This is a genomic window from Thiothrix eikelboomii (genome assembly GCF_900167255.1).
Taxonomy (GTDB): Bacteria; Pseudomonadota; Gammaproteobacteria; order Thiotrichales; family Thiotrichaceae; genus Thiolinea; species Thiolinea eikelboomii.
On the sequence record NZ_FUYB01000019.1, the window covers coordinates 12,404 to 32,389 of the forward strand.

The 19,986-nt window shown below is 46.9% G+C and carries 23 protein-coding genes and 4 tRNA genes; 10 read left to right on the forward strand and 17 right to left on the reverse strand.

The window, feature by feature from the left end:
• Nucleotides 1-165 precede the first annotated feature (165 nt).
• Together thiL and B5D50_RS15400 are read left to right on the forward strand one after the other, a co-directional pair.
• Nucleotides 166-1,113, forward strand: a complete 948-nt coding sequence (gene thiL / locus B5D50_RS15395) for a thiamine-phosphate kinase (protein WP_078923628.1) — start codon at nt 166-168, stop codon at nt 1,111-1,113.
• A gap of 80 nt (nt 1,114-1,193) precedes the next feature.
• Nucleotides 1,194-1,988 carry an SPOR domain-containing protein gene (locus B5D50_RS15400; RefSeq protein WP_078923547.1) on the forward strand — a complete coding sequence of 265 codons (795 nt, stop codon included), beginning with the start codon at nt 1,194-1,196 and terminating at the stop codon, nt 1,986-1,988.
• On the opposite strand, the gene B5D50_RS15405 is transcribed toward B5D50_RS15400, so the two are convergent.
• The 5 genes from B5D50_RS15405 to B5D50_RS15425 form a co-directional block, all read right to left on the reverse strand.
• Nucleotides 1,985-3,388: a cryptochrome/photolyase family protein gene (locus B5D50_RS15405; RefSeq protein ID WP_078923548.1), complete on the reverse strand. Its 1,404-nt coding sequence runs from the start codon at nt 3,386-3,388 to the stop codon at nt 1,985-1,987. The two genes, B5D50_RS15400 and B5D50_RS15405, sit on opposite strands and share 4 nt — an antisense overlap.
• A gap of 6 nt (nt 3,389-3,394) precedes the next feature.
• Nucleotides 3,395-4,372, reverse strand: coding sequence for a MerR family transcriptional regulator (locus B5D50_RS15410; RefSeq protein WP_078923549.1), 978 nt, complete (start codon nt 4,370-4,372; stop codon nt 3,395-3,397).
• A 124-nt stretch (nt 4,373-4,496) separates the two neighbouring features.
• Entirely contained in the window at nt 4,497-5,327 is an 831-nt protein-coding gene (locus B5D50_RS15415) for a CvfB family protein (protein WP_078923550.1), read from the reverse strand.
• Nucleotides 5,320-5,697 carry a DUF2750 domain-containing protein gene (locus B5D50_RS15420; protein WP_078923629.1) on the reverse strand — a complete coding sequence of 126 codons (378 nt, stop codon included), beginning with the start codon at nt 5,695-5,697 and terminating at the stop codon, nt 5,320-5,322. The genes B5D50_RS15415 and B5D50_RS15420 overlap by 8 nt, the downstream gene beginning before the upstream one ends.
• 70 nt (nt 5,698-5,767) lie before the next feature.
• On the reverse strand, nt 5,768-6,415 hold the full coding sequence (locus B5D50_RS15425) for a uracil-DNA glycosylase family protein (RefSeq protein WP_234975898.1): 648 nt from the start codon (nt 6,413-6,415) through the stop codon (nt 5,768-5,770).
• A gap of 157 nt (nt 6,416-6,572) precedes the next feature.
• On the opposite strand from B5D50_RS15425, the gene mutS reads away from it, so the two are divergent.
• From mutS to B5D50_RS15440, 3 genes are all read left to right on the forward strand, one after another.
• A complete protein-coding gene (gene mutS / locus B5D50_RS15430; protein ID WP_407701255.1) occupies nt 6,573-9,110 on the forward strand; it encodes a DNA mismatch repair protein MutS in 2,538 nt (845 codons plus the stop codon).
• A 340-nt stretch (nt 9,111-9,450) separates the two neighbouring features.
• Nucleotides 9,451-10,041 carry a hypothetical protein gene (locus B5D50_RS20525; RefSeq protein ID WP_200807111.1) on the forward strand — a complete coding sequence of 197 codons (591 nt, stop codon included), beginning with the start codon at nt 9,451-9,453 and terminating at the stop codon, nt 10,039-10,041.
• Nucleotides 10,042-10,123: 82 nt separating this feature from the next.
• The gene (locus tag B5D50_RS15440) at nt 10,124-11,092 is read left to right on the forward strand and encodes an ATP-grasp domain-containing protein (RefSeq protein WP_078923552.1); all 969 of its coding nucleotides are present in this window, start codon (nt 10,124-10,126) and stop codon (nt 11,090-11,092) included.
• On the opposite strand, the gene B5D50_RS15445 is transcribed toward B5D50_RS15440, so the two are convergent.
• From B5D50_RS15445 to B5D50_RS20530, 4 genes are all read right to left on the reverse strand, one after another.
• Nucleotides 11,075-11,968 carry a Rossmann-like and DUF2520 domain-containing protein gene (locus B5D50_RS15445; protein ID WP_078923553.1) on the reverse strand — a complete coding sequence of 298 codons (894 nt, stop codon included), beginning with the start codon at nt 11,966-11,968 and terminating at the stop codon, nt 11,075-11,077. The two genes, B5D50_RS15440 and B5D50_RS15445, sit on opposite strands and share 18 nt — an antisense overlap.
• Nucleotides 11,969-12,021: 53 nt before the next feature.
• Nucleotides 12,022-12,354 (reverse strand): RNA-guided endonuclease InsQ/TnpB family protein, encoded by a 333-nt coding sequence (locus B5D50_RS20930; RefSeq protein ID WP_456119736.1) that lies wholly within the window; start codon nt 12,352-12,354, stop codon nt 12,022-12,024.
• Nucleotides 12,351-12,695 (reverse strand): hypothetical protein, encoded by a 345-nt coding sequence (locus B5D50_RS20935; RefSeq protein WP_456119737.1) that lies wholly within the window; start codon nt 12,693-12,695, stop codon nt 12,351-12,353. Before B5D50_RS20935 ends, B5D50_RS20930 begins: the two co-directional genes overlap by 4 nt.
• A gap of 196 nt (nt 12,696-12,891) precedes the next feature.
• Nucleotides 12,892-13,644 carry a KilA-N domain-containing protein gene (locus B5D50_RS20530; RefSeq protein WP_327193417.1) on the reverse strand — a complete coding sequence of 251 codons (753 nt, stop codon included), beginning with the start codon at nt 13,642-13,644 and terminating at the stop codon, nt 12,892-12,894.
• Between the two features lie 156 nt (nt 13,645-13,800).
• On the opposite strand from B5D50_RS20530, the gene B5D50_RS15460 reads away from it, so the two are divergent.
• From B5D50_RS15460 to B5D50_RS20765, 3 genes are all read left to right on the forward strand, one after another.
• A complete protein-coding gene (locus tag B5D50_RS15460) occupies nt 13,801-14,055 on the forward strand; it encodes a CopG family ribbon-helix-helix protein (RefSeq protein ID WP_078923555.1) in 255 nt (84 codons plus the stop codon).
• Entirely contained in the window at nt 14,052-14,429 is a 378-nt protein-coding gene (locus B5D50_RS15465) for a type II toxin-antitoxin system death-on-curing family toxin (protein WP_078923556.1), read from the forward strand. Before B5D50_RS15460 ends, B5D50_RS15465 begins: the two co-directional genes overlap by 4 nt.
• A gap of 237 nt (nt 14,430-14,666) precedes the next feature.
• Complete coding sequence (locus B5D50_RS20765) at nt 14,667-14,789, forward strand: hypothetical protein (protein WP_268807818.1); 123 nt, start codon at nt 14,667-14,669, stop codon at nt 14,787-14,789.
• Between the two features lie 105 nt (nt 14,790-14,894).
• On the opposite strand, the gene B5D50_RS15470 is transcribed toward B5D50_RS20765, so the two are convergent.
• The 6 genes from B5D50_RS15470 to B5D50_RS15495 all read right to left on the reverse strand — a co-directional run bounded on the left by B5D50_RS15470 (nt 14,895) and on the right by B5D50_RS15495 (nt 16,188).
• Nucleotides 14,895-14,983, reverse strand: a tRNA-Leu gene (locus tag B5D50_RS15470).
• A 10-nt stretch (nt 14,984-14,993) separates the two neighbouring features.
• A tRNA-Cys gene (locus tag B5D50_RS15475) sits at nt 14,994-15,067 on the reverse strand.
• A 12-nt stretch (nt 15,068-15,079) separates the two neighbouring features.
• A tRNA-Gly gene (locus B5D50_RS15480) sits at nt 15,080-15,154 on the reverse strand.
• Nucleotides 15,155-15,203: 49 nt separating this feature from the next.
• A tRNA-Gly gene (locus B5D50_RS15485) sits at nt 15,204-15,278 on the reverse strand.
• 106 nt (nt 15,279-15,384) lie between these two features.
• The gene (locus tag B5D50_RS15490; RefSeq protein ID WP_078923557.1) at nt 15,385-15,963 is read right to left on the reverse strand and encodes a phosphoribosyltransferase; all 579 of its coding nucleotides are present in this window, start codon (nt 15,961-15,963) and stop codon (nt 15,385-15,387) included.
• A 12-nt stretch (nt 15,964-15,975) separates the two neighbouring features.
• Nucleotides 15,976-16,188 carry a hypothetical protein gene (locus B5D50_RS15495; RefSeq protein ID WP_078923558.1) on the reverse strand — a complete coding sequence of 71 codons (213 nt, stop codon included), beginning with the start codon at nt 16,186-16,188 and terminating at the stop codon, nt 15,976-15,978.
• 127 nt (nt 16,189-16,315) lie between these two features.
• On the opposite strand from B5D50_RS15495, the gene B5D50_RS15500 reads away from it, so the two are divergent.
• Nucleotides 16,316-16,885, forward strand: coding sequence for a phosphoribosyltransferase (locus B5D50_RS15500; protein WP_078923559.1), 570 nt, complete (start codon nt 16,316-16,318; stop codon nt 16,883-16,885).
• Between the two features lie 12 nt (nt 16,886-16,897).
• Here B5D50_RS15500 and B5D50_RS15505 read toward each other — a convergent pair whose 3' ends face one another.
• Complete coding sequence (locus tag B5D50_RS15505) at nt 16,898-18,274, reverse strand: FAD-binding oxidoreductase (protein WP_078923560.1); 1,377 nt, start codon at nt 18,272-18,274, stop codon at nt 16,898-16,900.
• A gap of 60 nt (nt 18,275-18,334) precedes the next feature.
• A complete protein-coding gene (epmB, locus tag B5D50_RS15510; protein WP_078923561.1) occupies nt 18,335-19,366 on the reverse strand; it encodes an EF-P beta-lysylation protein EpmB in 1,032 nt (343 codons plus the stop codon).
• Between the two features lie 45 nt (nt 19,367-19,411).
• Here epmB and efp point away from each other — a divergent pair, with 45 nt between their 5' ends.
• Nucleotides 19,412-19,981 carry an elongation factor P gene (gene efp / locus B5D50_RS15515; RefSeq protein ID WP_078923563.1) on the forward strand — a complete coding sequence of 190 codons (570 nt, stop codon included), beginning with the start codon at nt 19,412-19,414 and terminating at the stop codon, nt 19,979-19,981.
• Nucleotides 19,982-19,986: the final 5 nt, after the last annotated feature.

The window sequence follows — 19,986 nt, forward strand, 5'->3', positions numbered from 1 at the left end:
TGAACTGAGGATGCCTGTCGGTTAGGGTACAAGGAAAGGCAAGCATCCTTCGGTCAGAGTCAGTTGATGGTGTTTGTCTCTAGCACCATTGGGAAAGGTGAAAGCCCCATGAAAATGGGGCTTTCTACATTTGGACTAGACTCACTGAACTCTCTGATTTTCAACATGCATGAATTTGATTTAATTAAGCACTATTTCACTTGGACTCCCGTCCCTAGCGAGGTACGCCTTAGCGTAGGCGACGATGCGGCTATTCTACAAATCCCTCCTCACGAAGAATTTATTATCTCAGTGGATACGCTGGTGGAAGGAGTGCATTTTCCCGTGGCTACCCCCGCTCATGCTGTGGGCTATAAAGCCTTAGCGGTAAATTTAAGTGATTTAGCCGCGATGGGTGCGCATCCACGTTGGTTCACCCTCGCGTTGACTCTTCCTGCGGTTAATCAAACATGGCTGGAAGAATTTACCCGTGGCTTACGCGAGTTGGCCACCGAGCATCAGATTTTTTTAATTGGTGGTGACACGACACGTGGTCCTTTGAGTATCACGATTCAAGTGATGGGAACAGCGCCCAAACACCAAGCTTTACTGCGACAAGGTGCACAAGTCGGCGATTTAATTCTTGTCTCTGGCAACTTAGGGGAGGCAGCAGCAGGGTTAGCTGTCATCCAACAGCGTTTAAATTTAGCCCATGAAGATGCTGCTGATTGCATCCAACGTTTGAATTATCCTAGCCCTCGAGTTGAATTAGGGTGTTGGTTACGTGACTATGCGACTAGCTGTATGGATGTATCCGATGGCTTAGTCGCCGATTTAAAGCATTTATTAAAACGCTCACAAGTCGGCGCTAAGCTGTATCATCAAAATATCCCCTTAAGTGGAGCTTTGCACAAGCTTAATTTATCGACTGCGCTTGGCTTGGCTTTAACGGGCGGAGACGATTATGAGCTACTATTTACACTCCCTCAGCAGCATTTAGAACAATTAAAGCAATATCAAATAGTTAACCAAATAAAGCTCAGTGTGATCGGCGAGATCACGCAGCAAATTGAACAAGTTAGTCTCGATTATCCGTTAGTTAATCTTCCAGACGGCTATAATCACTTTCAATAGATTAGCTTGTCCGGTGAACTGTGCGGCTATAGTCTTGTCTTATCAAGCAATAACAATTTATTTGAGGGCTAAAAACAATTATGAAACACTCTTTAGGTCTGACTTTAGTTTTGTCAGCAACTATGTTCTTCGTCTCTGCTTGCAGCAACACCCCTTATGAAGATACCGCTGATAGTGGTTCTACGGGTCCGATCCCTGAAGCGGGGCCTTTAACCGGTGGCGGCGGTGGTTATGGCGGGGGCTACACTCAAGCACAACCAGGGAGCAGTAGTGGTGGTGCTTATTATCCACCACAGACGGCTCAGCCACAGCAACCTGCCAATAACGGTGGCTATGGCACGGGTGGCGGTTATGATAGCTATGCAGGTGGAAATGGCGGTGCTTATGATCAAGCAGGCCAGCAACAAGGCGGGGGCTATGATACGGCGAGCACGACTAATGGCGGGGGTTATGACTACAGTGGTGGCAACAATGATAGCTACAATAGTTATGGCACGAATACCGCTGGCAATGGCGGTGGCGCGAATCCTGCTGGCAGTGGCGGTGACTATTATGCAGGCGGCAATACTGGCAATACGGGTGGTGGCAGTGCTGGCTATGGTGGTGGTGATTATTACGCAGGTGGCGGTGGCGGCAGTAACCTCGGTAATAGCTCAGGGCGAGCAGCGGTTCAAGTGTTTGCATCGGGCAGCAGTAGCAAAGCCGAACAAGTGCGTAGCTCGATGGCCAGTCGTGGCTTGACTGCTGTCGTTGATTCGGTTGATGGTTTATATAAAGTTCGTGTGCCGTTTGGTAATGAATCTGAAGCACGTGCTAATTTAATGCGAGTACGGAGTGCCTCCGGTGAATCAGGCGCTTTTGTAACTTTCCGCTAAGCGCGCATCTGAGCATAACGCTCTAAAGCAAGTCGACGGCTCAAGCTTAGATCGGTGATGGGCAAAGGATAGTTCCAACCATCACCGAGCACTCGTGGGTGGTGAATCTCCTTCACTGCCCGACCTGCTAGCTCTGGCAACCAACGCCGCACATACTCCCCAGCTGGATCAAATTTCTCACCCTGCAAAATTGGGTTAAAAATCCGAAAATAAGGCGCTGCATCTGCGCCACAACCTGCTACCCATTGCCAACCTAAAACATTATTCGCTAAATCCGCATCCACTAAAGTATCCCGAAACCAAGCTTCACCTTCTTGCCAAGGAATCAATAAATTTTTAGTGAGCAAAGAAGCTACAATCATCCGTACTCGATTATGCATCCACCCCGTTTGCCACAACTCCCGCATCCCTGCATCAACAATAGGAATACCGGTTTGCCCTTGCTGCCAACGCTGCAACTGCACTTGATACTGTGTCGCCCACTGAAATTGATTAAACCGCTGATCTAAAGGCTCATGCAGAGTTTGCGGAAAATGATAGAGCAAATAACCGGCAAACTCGCGCCAAGCTATTTCTTGCAGAAAAGTTTGAATCCCGCTACTCGCCTCTGGATACTCTGCTAGATACTGCTCAGCGAGTAAGACGATTTGGCGCGGCCCAAGCTCGCCAAAATGTAAATGCGGTGATAACCGCGAAGTACCCACGACTGCAGGTCGATCACGTGCTGTTTGATATTGCTGAACGGTGGTTGCTAAAAATGCTTGTAGTTTGGCGTAAGCTGCTGTTTCGCCGACTTGCCAATGAGCCATCATCCCTTGATCCCAAGGTAACGTCGGTAACAGCTTCAGCTCAGCTAAAACTTGCGAGTGCGGCCATTGTTTGGGGCTAGGAATAATAGCTGGCTCAGGTAACAGTGCTTGGGTGATCCCTGTTTTAAGCAGCGCCTTCCAAAACGGGGTATAAACTTTATACGGCTGTCCATCACTTTTCAGCACCTGCCAAGGCTCTCTCAGTAGAGCAGCATTAAAACTTTGCACCTGTACTTGTTCTTTGAGCCGAGCCTTGATCTGCTTATCTCGTTCTAAACTCACTGGATCATAACAACGATTCCAGAAAACATGGCTGGCTCCGGTTTCCTTGATTAAATCCTGCAACACCGTTAATGCCAGACCTTGGCGCAAGACTAAACGGCTCGACTTTGCCTGCAACTGCTTAGCCAAACTTGCCAAGCTTTGTGCTAACCAAACACGGCTAGCCGCCCCTAATTGACTAGGGGTTTGCGGGCTTGGATCATCAATAAAGAGGGGAATCACTTGCTGGCAACTGCGGCAAGCCTCAAACCAAGCAGGATTATCTGCCAAACGTAAGTCTTGGCGAAACCAAACCAAGGCACAAGTCATTTGTCGTTATGATCCGTGGTTATTAAAGCTTGAGTAATCACTAGGGCTGTCACGCCCTGCCAATAAAGCCCCCTCTAATTGCACAGCGGCCTCGTTAAAGGCCATCGGTAACAGCTGGATAGGCGCGGGCAATTCAGGGTGCTTATCAGGCTGCAGATATTGCACTAATAGATTTGTGGTCGTGATGCGTGATAAGACTTCCAAACCAGCCAACACTTCTGGAGTAGGATTACAATAAATAACCGCATCAAAACGCGAACGCTCTAGCACTAGCGGTAAATGCTCAGGGTGGCAATCTGCACCCAATAAACTCACCTGAAACCCCTGCATCCCTAAGGTACAGGCGAGCATTAAGGTTTGTAAGTAGACCATCTGACACGTGACACCAATCACAATCACTCGAAAGCCATTATTCCGCGACTGCATATGGGTATGTAAATAATACGCACCCAACTTAGCGGATAGAAATTGATACCAAAAAGCATGATCCGCCTTAGTCGAGGTCAATAGGCAGCATTGACCGTATAAATCCTTACACAAAGGCAAAAATAATTTGTGTGCAACAATTTCTAATGAATAGGAAGCAACCGCTTCATCAATGACTTTTTCTAAAGCTTTGGCATCTAATTTATAAATATAACGGAGGCATAGATTGCCGTATTGCTTCCACGGATCTTCACCGGCGACTAATTTAATCTGCTCCGACAGCTCCAGCTTACCTTCGGCAACCTGTTTGCGGAGTATTTCTTGGGCACGACTCACCGGAATGCCCTGTTCTAATAAGCGTAAGACTTGTTTGACTCGATGAATATCTTGCTGACTATAAAGGCGATGCCCTTTAGGTGTTCGCGAGGGCTGCAGTAAACCATACCGACGTTCCCACGCCCGTAAAGTCACCGAATGTACACCGGTTTGTTCGGAAACTGCTCCAATGGAAAACAGAGCTTCTGCCTGCATGCTGGCCTGCTTGATTAGCTTAATCATCAACCCTGTCACACCTTTGTATAAGTTTGGTCACACTATAGAGGAGAAGCACTGAATTGTGAAATCCCTCTACTTCTTGTATGGCGTTCCTTAAAAGCAGGGCACTAAGCACACGCGGCTAGCTCTAGACTAAGGTAATTTTATCAGGGGCGAGTAGAATCATTTTTTGTTTATACAACAAACCTAAAGCCCGTTTGAAATGCGCTTTACTGACCTTGAATTCTGCATAAATCTGCTCAGGTGGAGTTTTGTCAGTCAATGGCGAACTACCGCCACGCTGCTTTAAATGTGCCAGAATTTGTTGGGCGAGTGCATCCTCAACAATGACACCGGGCTTACGGAGGGTGAGATCAAGCTTACGATCGGGGCGAATTTGGTGAATATAACCTTGTACAAGCTCACCTATACGTAAAGTTTGGAAAACCTCACTGTTATACAATAAACCAAGATGAGTTTGATTAATGACCGCACGATAACCTAATGGATCACGGGCATAAATCAACAAATCAACAAGCTGACCGGGCTTAAAATAATAACTCAATTCACTTAAATGCTGGGCTAGGCGGGTCGTACCCACAATACTTTCGGTGCGCTCATCTAAAAAAGCATGGACGACATAAGACTTCCCGACTTCTATCGGGCGCTCTTGCTCGTTATAAGGGACTAATAAATCCTTACTCAAGCCCCAATCAAAAAATGCGCCATGCCGACTGTTATCCACCGCTGTTAAATAAGCAGACTCACCAACCTGCACAAAAGGTCGTTCAGTCGTTGCAATCAAACGATCTTCTGAATCAAGATAGATAAAGACTTCTAATTCATCAGCCGCTTGACATGATTTAGGAACATAGCGCCGTGGCAATAAAATATCACCATAACGGCCACCATCGAGATAGACACCTACATCGGCTAAGTGCGACACGCTTAGCCGATTAGTTTGACCAATCTTAAGCATCGCTATCTTGAGCTTCGTCGTCTAATTCAGCCGCAACATCCGCTGGTTCAATTTCTAAACCTTCAAGATTCTCATCCCAATTAGGACCGATTAAGACATCATCTTCATGCATCCCCGGCAGCCAATCATTCACAAAATCCTCCAAGGGAATGGCTTGAGCATGAAACACCGCCCACTCACCTACACATTGTGCTTGTGCAGCAACCTGATTCGACCAAAACGGCATCACATCGGTGTCTTCATAAGCAGAAGAGGCACACACCGCCCAATCATCCTCATCAGTACATAAACCCCAGACTTCTCCGGTTTGTTTAATTTCAGCGATAAAACTATCGTAGTTAGCTTCGTATTCAGCGTCGGGATTACTCATACTTTTCTCACCAGTGGCAGCGGATAACTCATTCAAGCATAGCACGCCAGGCCCAGATAAAGCAGTTTCTTTAGCCAGCTTTTAGCTTAGCCTCAAGAAGCTGCTGCCAAATCGGATAATCCTGCAAAAGTTGCAAAGCCTGCCGTAATAAAGTTTTGCCGGGTTCAGTACGTGGCCAAGTCGATAAGCCTGAAGGATGCGGCAAGGGCAATAGATCTACTCTCTTTCCGGCTAATTGGCGTTGATGCATCTTCCCTACCACATCCTCTAATTTCTTGGCCGACAAAAATTGTTTAATCGCTAATTTGCCTACCAAAATCAGCAATTGTGGCTGCATCAGACGCAACTCCGCATCTAACCAACGCGCACAATGACTGATTTCCTCTTCTGAAGGCAGTCGATCTCCACTGCCCTGTGGATTTTTCCCCGGAAAACAACGACACACCGCTGCCATATACACACGCTCCCGAAAATCGCTCTCGTCCAAACCAATACTGCTAAACCACTGGAATAAAGTTTTGCCCGCTGTCCAACCAAACGGGCGCATGACTTTGGCCTCATGAATCCCAGGTGCTTGCCCAATGAGCATGATCGGTGACATGACGGGTTGGCCAGTGATCACTGGGCGAATCATGTTTGGGCAAAGGGTACAAGCACGTAGCTGAGCTTGATGCGTGATTAATTCAGAGGAAGGGTTGATAATGGTGAGTTGGGGCATAATCAGCTTCAAAAAAATATGCATGCTAAAGAGCAAGTGACGAGCATCATGACATGCTAACTGACTGGGCTTCCAGCTCTTTATGCTTATCTGCTAAAATCACAGCCCCCCATTTGCTGACTAGTCCATGAGCCAAAACCTAAGCCATCACACCCCTATGATGCAACAGTACCTCCGACTAAAATCGGAATACCCCGAGATCTTGCTGTTTTATCGCATGGGTGATTTCTATGAGTTGTTTTATGAGGATGCTAAGCAGGCGGCGCAGTTATTAGATATTACCCTGACCGCACGCGGCAATTCGGCGGGTGAACCGATTCCAATGGCGGGTGTGCCTTATCATGCCGTGGAGCAATATTTAGCTCGACTGTTAAAAGCGGGTGAATCGGTAGCGATTTGTGAACAGGTGGGTGATCCGGCCAAGTCAAAAGGCCCCGTCGAACGTAAGATTACGCGCTTACTCACCCCCGGCACACTCACTGATGATTATTTACTAGAAGATCGGCGTGATAATTTATTAATTGCCCTGCATAAGCAGCAAGAAGCGTTTGGCTTAGCGGCAATTGATTTAAGCAGTGGGCGCTTTACTGTACAACAAATCGACAGTTTCAGCTCTTTGCAAAATGAAATTGAGCGCTTGCAACCGGCAGAAATTCTGCATGATGAAGATTGGCGCTTAGAATGGGTAAGAGGGCGGGTAACGACCGCACGACCCGCTTGGCATTTTGATTTAGAAACCGCCACCCGCTTGTTACTCAAGCAATTTGCGGTACATGACTTAAGTGGTTTTGGTTGTGAAAATCTGCCGCTCGCACTTGCGGCAGCGGGAGCTTTGCTCAATTATGTGCAAGAAACCCAACGTACTGCCCTACCTCATTTGAATAGCCTGACCGTCGAGCAAAGTGATGATGGGATTATTTTAGATGCTGCGAGCCGCCGTAATTTAGAACTAGAGCACAGTTTAAGTGGTGAGCATAAAAACACCCTCGTTTCGATCTTGGATAAAACCTCGACCAGTATGGGAAGCCGTCTATTGCGTCGTTGGTTAAACAAGCCGCTACGAGATCGCCATGTATTACGTTTACGCCATCAAGCCCTCGGTACTCTACTGGAAAACTATCACTACGAAGCCATTTTAAGCACACTACGCAGTGTGGGCGATATTGAGCGCATTGCTTCGCGGATTGCTTTAGGTACAGCCCGCCCACGGGATTTATCGACCCTACGCGATTCACTGGCCGTTTTGCCACAGCTGCATGCAGCGATCACTGAGCTGGATGATGTGCAACTTACGCATTTGCAACAACAGCTCGACACGCATTATGGCCTACACGAACTACTGCGGCGGGCTATTATTGAAAACCCACCCGTTGTGATTCGTGATGGTGGCGTGATTGCACAGGGATATGATGCAGACTTAGATGAATTACGTAATCTCAGCGAAAATGCTGATCAATACTTACTAGATTTAGAGCTGCGTGAAAAGCAACGGACGGGCATTGACAAACTCAAAGTCGCCTATAATCGCGTGCATGGTTATTACGTTGAGATTCCTCAAAGCCAATTGCATCGGATTCCAGCTGATTATATTCGCCGCCAAACACTGAAAGGGGTCGAGCGTTTTATTCTACCTGAACTAAAAAAGTTTGAAGATAAAGTCCTATCTGCCCGAGAGCGCTCTTTAGGGCGTGAAAAGGCTTTATATGAATTACTGCTGCAACAACTTGCTGACTATTTAATCCCTTTACGCCAAACTGCTCAAGCCTTAGCTGAACTAGATGTGCTAGCGAATTTTGCTGAGCGCGCTAATACCTTAAATTACTACTGCCCAAAACTCGTAGAAGGCGCTGGGATTGAAATTATAGGTGGTCGTCACCCTGTGGTAGAGCGCACCTTAGACACGCCCTTTGTACCCAATGATTTATATATGGATGCACGGCGGCGCATGTTGATGATTACCGGTCCGAATATGGGCGGTAAATCGACTTATATGCGTCAAGTGGCGTTGATCGTGCTGATGGCACATATTGGCAGCTATGTACCTGCAGAATCGGCACGCCTTGGCCATATTGATCGTATTTTCACTCGCATTGGCGCACACGATGACTTGAGCACCGGACGCTCCACCTTCATGGTAGAAATGACTGAGGCGGCTAATATTCTTAACAATGCCACAGCCCACAGTCTGGTATTAATGGACGAAATCGGACGTGGTACTAGTACTTTCGATGGCTTATCTTTGGCTTGGGCGTTTGCTGACTTTCTCGCCCGCGAACGCAAAGCCTTTACTTTGTTTGCCACGCATTATTTTGAATTGACGCATCTCGCCGAACAAATCAACACGATTGCCAATGTGCATATTGATGCCGTCGAACATGGTGACAAAATTGTCTTCCTACACGCCGTCAAAGACGGACCTGCCAATCAAAGTTATGGTTTACAAGTTGCACAATTAGCCGGAGTACCCAAAACTGTCATCGCTCAAGCCAAGAAAAAACTCCGTTCACTGGAAAAGAATTCTGCCAATACTCCCCAAATCGGCCAGAGTTTGCCTTTACAATTCAGTACAGCCCCTGAGCCAACAGACGAACTCGCCGTAAAAATCAAAGCAGCAGTCCAAGCTCTAGAACCCGATGAGCTGACACCGAAGCAAGCTCTAGAAGCCTTGTATCGGTTGAAGGCACAGTTGGCTTAGTACCTGTCTAACTATAAAAAAATAGAATTTTTTCGTAAAAGTCAAGCTACTCAGCTAGCAGCAAGCTAAGCTATGCATAATAGGAACTGGCTCAAATAAAAATAACTGAGCATTCAGGAAGCCTGATTACCCGAGAGAACTGATTTCCTCCTCCAATCAAAAACGTACTCTCCTAAGCGTTGATTTTCAGAGGTATCGGGCTTCCATTTTCTATATTAACAACCCTCATTGCTATCGTCGACTGACCCGCGCCACTCATAATGTTTCACTTGTCATGTTTCCCCACTATTTTTTAGACTAGAACAGCCGTTTCAGAACTTAAAGAATAAGGAAACATAATATGACTAAAGGAATTTTTAACTATCAAGTACCGGGGCGCACACCCGCTACGAATGAAAACAAAACAGCAACGACACCTGTTTCGGCTCATGCGACCAAACAGTATCAAACCAGTGTCTCTGGCAACTCCGAGCAGCTCTCGAATGCAAATAGTTTAATTAGCTCTTTATTGCAGAATATTCTACAAAAACTCGGCTTAGGTCATGGAGACTCAGGCTCTAAACCAAGTACACCAGCCACACCAACCCCTAAACCGGATGTCACCACTTTAGCCCTCGGTGAAGAAGATGGCGGCATTAAAAACCCACCCGATGTCACTACTTTAGCCCTCGGCGAAGAAGATGGAGGCATTAAAAACCCACCCGATGTCACCACTTTAGCCCTCGGCGAAGAAGATGGCGGCATTAAAAACCCACCCGATGTCACCACTTTAGCCCTCGGTGAAGAAGATGGCGGCATTAAAAACCCACCCGATGTCACCACTTTAGCCCTCGGTGAAGAAGATGGCGGCTTGACTAAAGCTTTGGGAGAAGAGGGCAATCATCAAACGCCTCAGATTGCTGTTTGCCCAAAACCAAGCCTAGCTAGCTGAATACACTAAGCAAACGACCAAGCCTTAAAACAGTAAGAGGCATTTAATCCAAGCCTCTTACTTGCTTAAATGAAATGAGTTTATGACAATAAATATTCTAATGATCGGCTACGCCAAGCAAACCCAAACCGCCCATCAAATCAAAACTCTTCAAGACTTAGGGGCTAAGGTCATTGTGCTTGATCCTTACGGGCAAGATGGCCGCTATGCGGCTTTAAGCTGGCAAGGCCAGCAGGTGCGTTGGCAAGACCAAGATATTAGTCCGACTCAGATCAATGCGGTCTTAGTCTGTGCACAAGCACCTGATATTCCAACCGAGGCTGCTTTTCGTAGTACACAACACCAGCATTTAAACTGGGATAATTGGTTTCAACACTACGGGCTGCAGCGAGATCGTAGTGATACCTTATTAAGCTTGCTGCTGATGTATGAACAAGCTGGCATCCCCCTATTTAACCCACCATCACAGACTTTATTATCCCGCCGCAAACCCTATCAAGTGAGCCAACTTCAAGCAGCCGGCTGTCAGCTACCCGCTACCTTAATTACCAATAATCCCGCTGAAGCTAAATTATTTATTGAAGCACAGGGTGATTGTATTATTAAACCAGCGGCAGGTGGCTCTTTGACCTTATCTGCGAATCAGCTACTTGAGCAAAACGCATTAGAGAACCTTGTCGCTGCCCCTGCGATTTTGCAAGAGCGTATTCATGGCGAAGACTTAAGAATTATTGTGGTGAAGGATACGGTTGTGTCTTGTGCGGCGGTCGGTGTGCCAGCCGGTACGATTGATTTTCGTGGGGAGCAAAACTACCAACAGGGCAAAATTACCTATCAAGAAGTGAGCTTACCCCGTTTAGTCGAGCTACAATGTCGACGTGCTGCGGCTTTATTGGGTTTAACTTATGCGGGAATCGACCTGAAACACACTGCAACGGGCGACTACTACCTACTAGAATGCAATTCTAGCCCTATTTATCTGGATGTAGAGCTAAAATTAAAACATCCCATTACCGAAGCTTTATGTTTGGCTTTAATCAATTCGGCTTAATACAGTATGCACTTGCTGTAAGTCTTCGATTGGGGTTTTGTGTTTTTTATAAGCCAGCGCTAAGGCCTCTAAACCTAATAAGCGATAAAGTTCAGCCTCTAGAGGTTGGCTAGCTTGTAAAGCGGCTAATTGTTTAGCCACTACAACAGCATCACCACGCGCAATAGGACCAGTTAAGGCAGCAATAGGACCTAAATTAAACACATTAGCGACCGTTTCTTGCACAATTGGCTGCAAAATTTTCAAGGCTAAGGTTTCTTCAACTCCAGCCTGAGCCAAGGCTCGCAAACTAATACTTTGTAAGGCGACCAAATAATTACTCGCAAAGACACTAGCAGCATGATAGAGCGTTTTATGTTCAGCTACTAACTGAAAACTCAAACCACCAATAGACTCAAACAAGGTATTTAGTACTTCTAGCGCGACAAGATCGCCTTCCACACCACAATAAGTCGGCCGAAACGATAGAACAGCCTGTTGGGGTTGTGCAAAGCTTTTTATCGGATGCACACTCGCCACCCAAGCCCCCTGCTCCGCTAAGGGTCTTAAAACCTCCGAAGAAATCGCGCCGCTGCAATGAAAGACAATATCGCCAGTACGCAGCACTTTGGCTAAAGCCAACTGAGTGCAGCAAGCGACTAAAGCTTTATCAGGGCAACCGAGCAAATATAAATTCGCAGGCTTTAAGTCTTGAATAGAACTTATAGCCTGACCTTGCCCAATAAACTCAACTGCCGCTTGCCCCGTTTGCACCGAGCTATTTAACACTTGTGAAATCGTCAATAAACCCGCTTGTACCCAAAGATAAGCCAAGGTTTGACCAACATGGCCGCAACCGATGATATTGAGCTGTGGTTTAATTATCGTTTGGGACATACGACCTACTCGTTTAAAGTTATTGAAAACAAAACATTGACATCCTGCCCACCCTAAAGCGCGAGGATTCCTCCGGCGAGGCGGCAATGTCCTGCCGCGAGAATGTTCTTTGCTGCATTAATATCTCTATCATGCACAGCCCCACACTCAGGGCAAGTCCATTCTCTTATTCCAAGTCCCGCTCTACCTTTCGGACTGTGGGGGCTGATACAGCCACAACACGAGCAAGTTTGGGTGGTGTACGATTCGTTAACTTCGAGAAACACGGCTTGCATCGCTTTCGATTTATAATCAAGCTGTGTTTTGAGGGTGTACCAACCTGCATCCAGTACGGATTTAGCCATTTTGGTTTTGGCTAATTTAGAACTGCTGACATTGCCTATCACAAGGATCGCCGCGCTCCACCGGATACCCGCCAGCGCAGCTTATCGGTTTTGAATTGACGACGGGCTTTATAGTGAGCCGCAATCACTTCTTGAACCGTGGTGGAGTGAAGGATAAAACCCCGCTCTGCTTTAAGGCTCTTCAATTGCTTTTGAAGGTCGAAGGCTGAAAAACGGCAGCTTACCCAACCCACTTCGGGAATAGGTATCTCGGAATAATTCGCCGTGACTTCATTCGCGACATTCCAGACCTGATTCACCTCAAACGCCATTCGTTCAAGGAGTGGTTTGGGCTTATCCTTGATGCGTACTTTGAGTGTTTTGAGATTGGTCTTTTCTGTCATAAGGCTTATTATAACTAGCCTTAATGAATTATTAAAGAGTGAGTCTATGGCTATTCGCACGGGTCGGCAGTGTTGGCGGTGCGCCCTTGACCGTTCTTAAGCAATACATCAAGCAACAGGATAGACCGCTTTAATCAGCTCACGTTGATAGCCTTATATCCCCCACCTCAAAGGGGCTTTACGGCTTTTTCGGTAATCAGCACATCTTGAGCACGGCGCTTATTACACAGTGCCATGAAGCGGCGGAAAAACTCAGGGAAACGACCTGACCATTGATCCATTTTGTGCCATGCCATTTCGACATCGCGCTCGACGTACTCCATTTGGTATTCATCTTGGAGCAACTTGAGCTTATCGACCGGCTGACACGGGCCACGAATCGCAGTACGCCGAGAGACGGGTTCGTTTTTTGAACTAATTGATCCGGCTTGACCAGCAAAAAGCCGCAGCGCTTGGCCGCTTCAAGGAAGGTGGACAAGGCAGGCATTAGGGCAATCGCCTCTGGGCTAACAGGTGTGGCGGTCACGCTGCCGTAGCTGTTGGGGGTGACGATGCAAGCGCCTGTGTCGAGGGCGGATTTGTGGATGGAGATGAAATCGGGGTGTTGGCTGAGGTTTGACTTGCCCTGACCCATCCATTCAAACACCCAGCGCGAGACTTTGACGGCAAATTCAGGGGACAGCCATTGGGCAAGGTGGATCGCTACATGCGGATGAACCCAAGTCCCCTGCTGCCCATTTCCACCTCTAACTGTTTGAATTAGTTCCGATATGGGAATTCCCATGTCGGTCGATAAGGCTGTTAGAAAAGCGGTGGTTGCTGAAAGCCGATTGTAGTCCGCAAACTGCTTGACTGTCGCTTGGCACATTGCAGTAGCATTCATGTAACCATCTTCAGGACGTTGCATTATCGTTTTATTGTCCAATGAATGGGTGATAAGATATGGCAATAGCCATATTAACCTCTCATTTCAGCGTTTAGGTTGGTGTGGTCAGCCCTGCTTCGGTGTTTCCAGCACTGTTGCAGGGCGATTTATTTAAAACTTGTAAGATGTTGTCTTACGATTCAAAATAAGCGCCATGATTCATCAAGTCAAGAGAAAAACATGGCAAAAGTAACGTTAACATTCCGCATTGACGAAGACCTCAAGTGCCGTTTAGGTGAAACCGCCAAAACCCAGCACCGGACTAGCGGAAATCTTGTTGAGTGGCTGATCAAGCAGTACCTTGACCAAGTAGCCAAGCGCCCCAGTTCACCCCCTCAAGAACTTGAATTCGCCTCACCTGATGATCTGCACAGCATTCTTAGCCAGCGCCGCCCTGCCCTTGTGGATACGCTGCAGTATTTGGAGGACAAATGAAGTTACTGTCCACCCAAGATGTGATCCAGATTCACCGGACAGTGATCCATGCGCATGAGCTACAAGGGCAAGCGCCCGATAAATCGGTGGAAGCGGTGGTGGGCCGCGTGTTGAACCGTGTGCGCTATGGTCAGATTAGCGATATTTTTGAGCTGGCTGCTGGCTACGCGGTTTGTATTGCGGTTGCACATGCCTTCAATGATGCGAACAAACGCACCGCTTTTGCGACAATGGATACGATTCTGGCACTGAATGGCGTGCTGTTGGAGTATGACAGCCCCGCAGAAGCAGGCGACATGATCGTTAAGGTCGTGCTGGGTGAAGTAGATGAGCGCAACTTGGCGGATTGGTTGCGGGGAAAAAGTCCTCGGTGAGGAGGGCTTTGATACTAAGCAATTACGCTTTTAACTTCCTACACAAGATCGAAGATAAAAAATACTACCCACAATGATCACTATAAAGAAGGCTATGCCATAACCACTTGGGTCTGCCGTTTTAGCTGAGAATCCATAAGACATGAACAACCAAATGACTGAAGCACCGATAATATAGGGTGTCCACTCGGCCTGATCTGAAGTTGCTAATGCGGCATAGGGCATGTGTACTGGACAATGCAGCAGCTAAAAGCCAAAGGAGTAGGGGATTCGGAAGATAAGACGGTGGCAGGTCACAAAACCGAAGCAATGCGCCAGCGCTATGATAAAAAACTAAAACGAAATAAAGCAGTGAAGTGAATTTTAGCCTAAACCAATACTTTTTTTAGCCTAAACATCAAGATTGAATATAGATTGAGTATTTAAAATATTTAGCTTAACTATATGATTTTAAACATTTAGAAGTGGTGCCCAGAGCCGGAGTCGAACCGGCACGGATGTTACCATCCGAGGGATTTTAAGTCCCTTGCGTCTACCTATTTCGCCACCTGGGCATTGCTATATTGGAGGCTAGGGTCGGAATCGAACCGGCGTAGACGGATTTGCAATCCGCTGCATGACCACTCTGCCACCCAGCCTAACTTGAATTTTGGAGCGGGAAACGAGATTCGAACTCGCGACCCCAACCTTGGCAAGGTTGTGCTCTACCACTGAGCTATTCCCGCCTGACTGGCTTGACAGCCTACACTTAATTCAGAATATACTCCAGAATTCTGGAGCGGGAAACGAGATTCGAACTCGCGACCCCAACCTTGGCAAGGTTGTGCTCTACCACTGAGCTATTCCCGCTGAACAGGCTGCGAATAATAATCGCGCCCCTAATGCCTGTCAAGCTTTAAGCAATACGAATTGCACTGACACGACGATGAACGGATAAGTTGCCAAATTTAGGCCGTTATTCAATGCTAGTTTTCGGTAAATAATCTTGCAAAATCGTATAAATTTCGGGGCGATGCTCTTGAATCTCCAACGGACTCAAGCCCTCTAAAGAATGCGGATACTTCAACCAGTCTGCTGTTTCATACAGGTAAAAATCCGGCTTACGCTCAATTTGCCGTCGCTTTGGCTTGTAATAAGGAACCGCCACCCGAATATCTTCTGGGGTATTTAAACGAGCTTTGCGCTCTAATTCATTGATAATCGCCTCAATCGAGCGACCTGTGTCAAACACATCATCTACAATCAGTAGGCGGTCATGATACTGCACATTCTTTACCAGATAATTTAGACCGAAAACCTGTACTTGGCGGGCTTGTTGGTCAATTCCCGAATAAGAAGCAGTACGAATCGCAATATTATCCGCGTGGATGCCATGAAAACTTAAATACTCTTGCACGGCGATGCCAATTGGTACACCGCCGCGCCAGATAGCAATAATAAACGTCGGCTCAAATCCACTCTCTAGGATTTGATGGCCTAACCGAAACGAGTCTTCCAACAAACCTTGCGCACTGAGATAACGTTTCGTACTCATGGCTTTAACCCATTACTTAAGCATGCCTTGGCATTCTTCAATGAGTGTATCGAGTGCCTTCACAGCGGTCTTGGCCTCTGCTTTAATTTCTTGCAAAAACTCTAACTCACTTTTGCTCACTTCGCCGTCTTTGAGCACTAAGGTTCTGAGCAGATCGACTTCTTTGGTACTGATATGACCATCGCCTAAAACGAAACCTTTTGCAACTTTGCGCCACTCTGCCATCACTCTAGCTCCTTATTAGTTTATCTAAATCAGTTTATCTAATTTCTTTAGTTTAGTTGGCTGGAGCTTGCTTCCAAGCTCAGCTTATCTGATTATCAGCTAATCAACTCACAGGCACAATCTACAGATGGAAAAACGCTTCCTTGATGAAGAAACATTAATCCTTGACTCCTTTCGCTTAGGGGTAAAGATCTATGCGAGCGGCTTTCGACCAAGTTTTATTGTAGGTTTATGGCGTGGTGGCAGTACGGTGGGTATTTATGTACAAGAATGCCTACAAACTTTAGGCGTGAATACCAACCATATTGCGCTACGCACTTCGTATCGAGGTCAGCCGCATTATCAACAAATGGTGGCCGATCAAGGTGCAGGGATACGTGTGCACGGCACACAATATTTATTAGAAACCCTCAATCGTGAAGATAGTTTGCTCATCGTTGACGATGTGTTTAGCTCAGGCCACTCGATTGAAGCAGTGCTCAAACGCTTGCAAACTCATTTGAAGCGCAATATGCCTGAGCAAGTGAAAATCGCCACCCTATGGCAGCGCACGGGGTTTAATGCAACGCATTTACAACCTGATTTTGTGCTGCACCTAACTGAAGCTTGGTTGGTGTTTCCTTATGAGTTAAGTGGCCTCAGTCAAGCAGAAATTGCTCAACATAAGCCGTGGCTTTTACCTTTATTAGGCAAATAATCAGTAAACAGTCTAACTAAAAATTTTGCCCGGATTCATCAGATTAAGTGGGTCAAGTGCCTGCTTAATCCTACGCATCAGATCAACCGTAGCCCCTAGCTCTTCCTGCAAATAGCTTTGCTTGCCCTGCCCAATCCCATGCTCACCAGTACAAGTCCCCTCCATTGCAATCGCCCGTTGACTAATTCGCGCCACGACAGCTTCAGCTTGCTCTACTTCGGCAGGATTATTCAAATCCACCAGCAAAATAATATGGAAATTACCATCACCCACATGCCCCAAAATCGTCGCGACCATGCCGGATGCCGCTAAATCTTGGCGAGTAGCCTCAACACATTCTGCTAGACGTGAAATTGGCACACAAGCATCACTGGAATAAGCTCGCGTCCCCGGGCGCAAGGCTTGGGCGGCAAAGAAAGCGTTATGCCTTGCCTTCCATAATTGGGCTAACTCTTGCTGATCACTACTCCAATTAAATTCAGCCGCACCCAACTCAGCAGCAATATCTGCAAACACCTCCGCTTGCTCGGTCACACTGGCTTCACTGCCATGAAATTCGACAAACAAGGTGGGTTGTTCGACCATTGTCAGCTTGGAATAGCGGTTACAGGCTTGAATTTGTAGGGCATCTAATAGCTCAATCCGTGAAACAGGAATCCCGGCTTGAATCGTCATAATCACCGCATTACAAGCCGCCAACACGCTAGGGAAGGCGCAAACCCCACCAGCAATCACCTCAGGACGGCCAAAAATTTTTAAACTCAGCTCCGTGATAATGCCTAAAGTCCCTTCAGAACCTACGAATAAGCGGGTTAAATCATAGCCTGCTGCTGTTTTCTTAGCTCGACTAGCGGTACGAATCAATTCACCCTGCGCTGTCACAACCTCTAAGCTCAGTACGACATCTTTCATCGTGCCATAGCGTACCGCATTCGTGCCGGAAGCACGGGTTGAAGCCATACCACCTAAGCTCGCATTCGCCCCCGGATCAATCGGAAAGAATAACCCCGTATGGCGTAAAGCTTGATTTAAAGCCTCCCGAGTGACACCGGGTTGGACGACAGCAGTCAGATCTTCGGCATGGATATGCAAAATCTGATCCATCCGTGATAGATCAATACAGATCCCGCCCTGTGGCGCATTAATATGCCCTTCGAGCGAAGTACCTGTCCCAAAAGGAATGATGGGGCAATGGTATTGCGCACATAATTTGACCGCATCCACCACCATTTGCTTATCAGTGACAAATAAAACCCCTTCAGCCGGTTGATTAGGTAACCAAGTCTGAGTATGAGCATGCTGCTCACGTAAGGTTAGATTGGTGGTAAATAACTCACCAAAACGCTCGCTAAAAGCTGCAACAGCAGCTGAATGCTCAGTATTTGCCATGACTAGACTCCTGCTCCTCGATTGCAACTAGTGTAGGTTTTGTGCCTTGATTAATAAAGCTTACAAGGGTGTTTTTGCCCCCTCACCTGCAACCTCTCGAACTAATTGCGGAACCATATACCCCGGTACAGTTAACCTTAATTCAGCAACCAAAGCTTTTGCTTCATCTTCAGGGACTTCAAAATGCGCAGCACCCTGCACCCGATCCAAAATATGTAGGTAATAAGGTAGGACATGCGCTGCCACCAAAGCCTCACTTAAAGCGGCTAAAGCAGGCACACTATCATTCACCCCCCGCAGCAAGACGCTCTGATTCAGTAACAGCACGCCGACTTCACGCAAAGCCTTCAAACCCGCTTGTACTTCTGCATCTTGAAACTCCTGAGCATGATTAGCATGTATCACCATAATGATTTGCTTATTAAACTTACCTAGCCAAGTTAATAAACGCTCATCAATCCGCTCAGGCAAAACAAGGGGCAAACGAGTATGTAAACGAATCCGCTGTACATGTTCAATCGCAGCAATACGTTCGCATAACAGACTCAAACGCTCATCCGATAAAGTTAAGGGATCTCCCCCACTTAATAAAACCTCAGTAATCTCCGGATGGCTTGCAATATAATCGAGCGCGTCTTGCCAGTGATCCCGCGCTGGATTGGCTGCGCTATAAGGAAAATGGCGACGAAAACAATAACGACAGTGAATCGCACAAGCGCCGGTGGTCACTAATAGCACTCGGCCTTGGTATTTATGCAGCACTCCCTCTGAAACCATTGCCTCAGCATCCCCCACAGGATCCATGAGAAAATCCATTGCAGGTTGCATTTCAGCTGCCAAGGGTAAAACTTGGCGTAAGAGCGGATCATGCCAATCACCTCTTTTCATGCGTCGCAGATAACTATGTGGCACTAATAAGCGAAACTGACGCGCCGCTGCTAAACTAATGTCTACACCCTGCCCCTCTAATTCTAAAAGGCGAATCAGTTCAAAAGGATCGCGTACTGCGGCTGCTAAAGCAGCTTGCCAAGAGGAACTTGTTAATGAACTTGTATTTTTAGTCTGATTTTTTACAACGATTCCGGGTATCATACGCACCTTGTATAAATTGAGTGATTTTTGGAGAGCAACAAGGCTATGCCAAGCTACAGCACCAACGAGTTCCGTTCTGGACTCAAACTAATGATTGATGGCGACCCTTATACCATCGTTGAGAACGAATTTGTAAAGCCGGGTAAAGGACAAGCATTTAACCGGGTTCGTGTAAAAAATTTAAAAACGGGTCGTACCGTCGAAAAAACCTGGAAATCCGGTGATTCGGTTGAGGCTGCGGATGTGGTCGACCGTGAAATGGAATACCTCTATAAAGAAGGGGATGACTATTATTTCATGGCCACCGATGGTTCTTTTGAGCAAGTTGCAGCCCCCGCTACGTCGATGGAAGATGCAGTGAAATGGTTACGTGGCAATGAAGTTTGCGTTGTCACTTTATGGAACGAAGTCCCGTTAACGGTCACTCCCCCCAATTTCGTCGAACTCAAAATCGTTGAAACCGACCCCGGTCTAAAAGGGGATACCGCTAGTGGTGGTACTAAGCCTGCGATTCTAGAAACTGGTGCCGTGGTAAAAGTACCTTTATATATGAATCAGGATGAAGTCCTCCGCATTGATACCCGTACCGGTGAATATATTTCCCGCGTAAAATAAGTGCT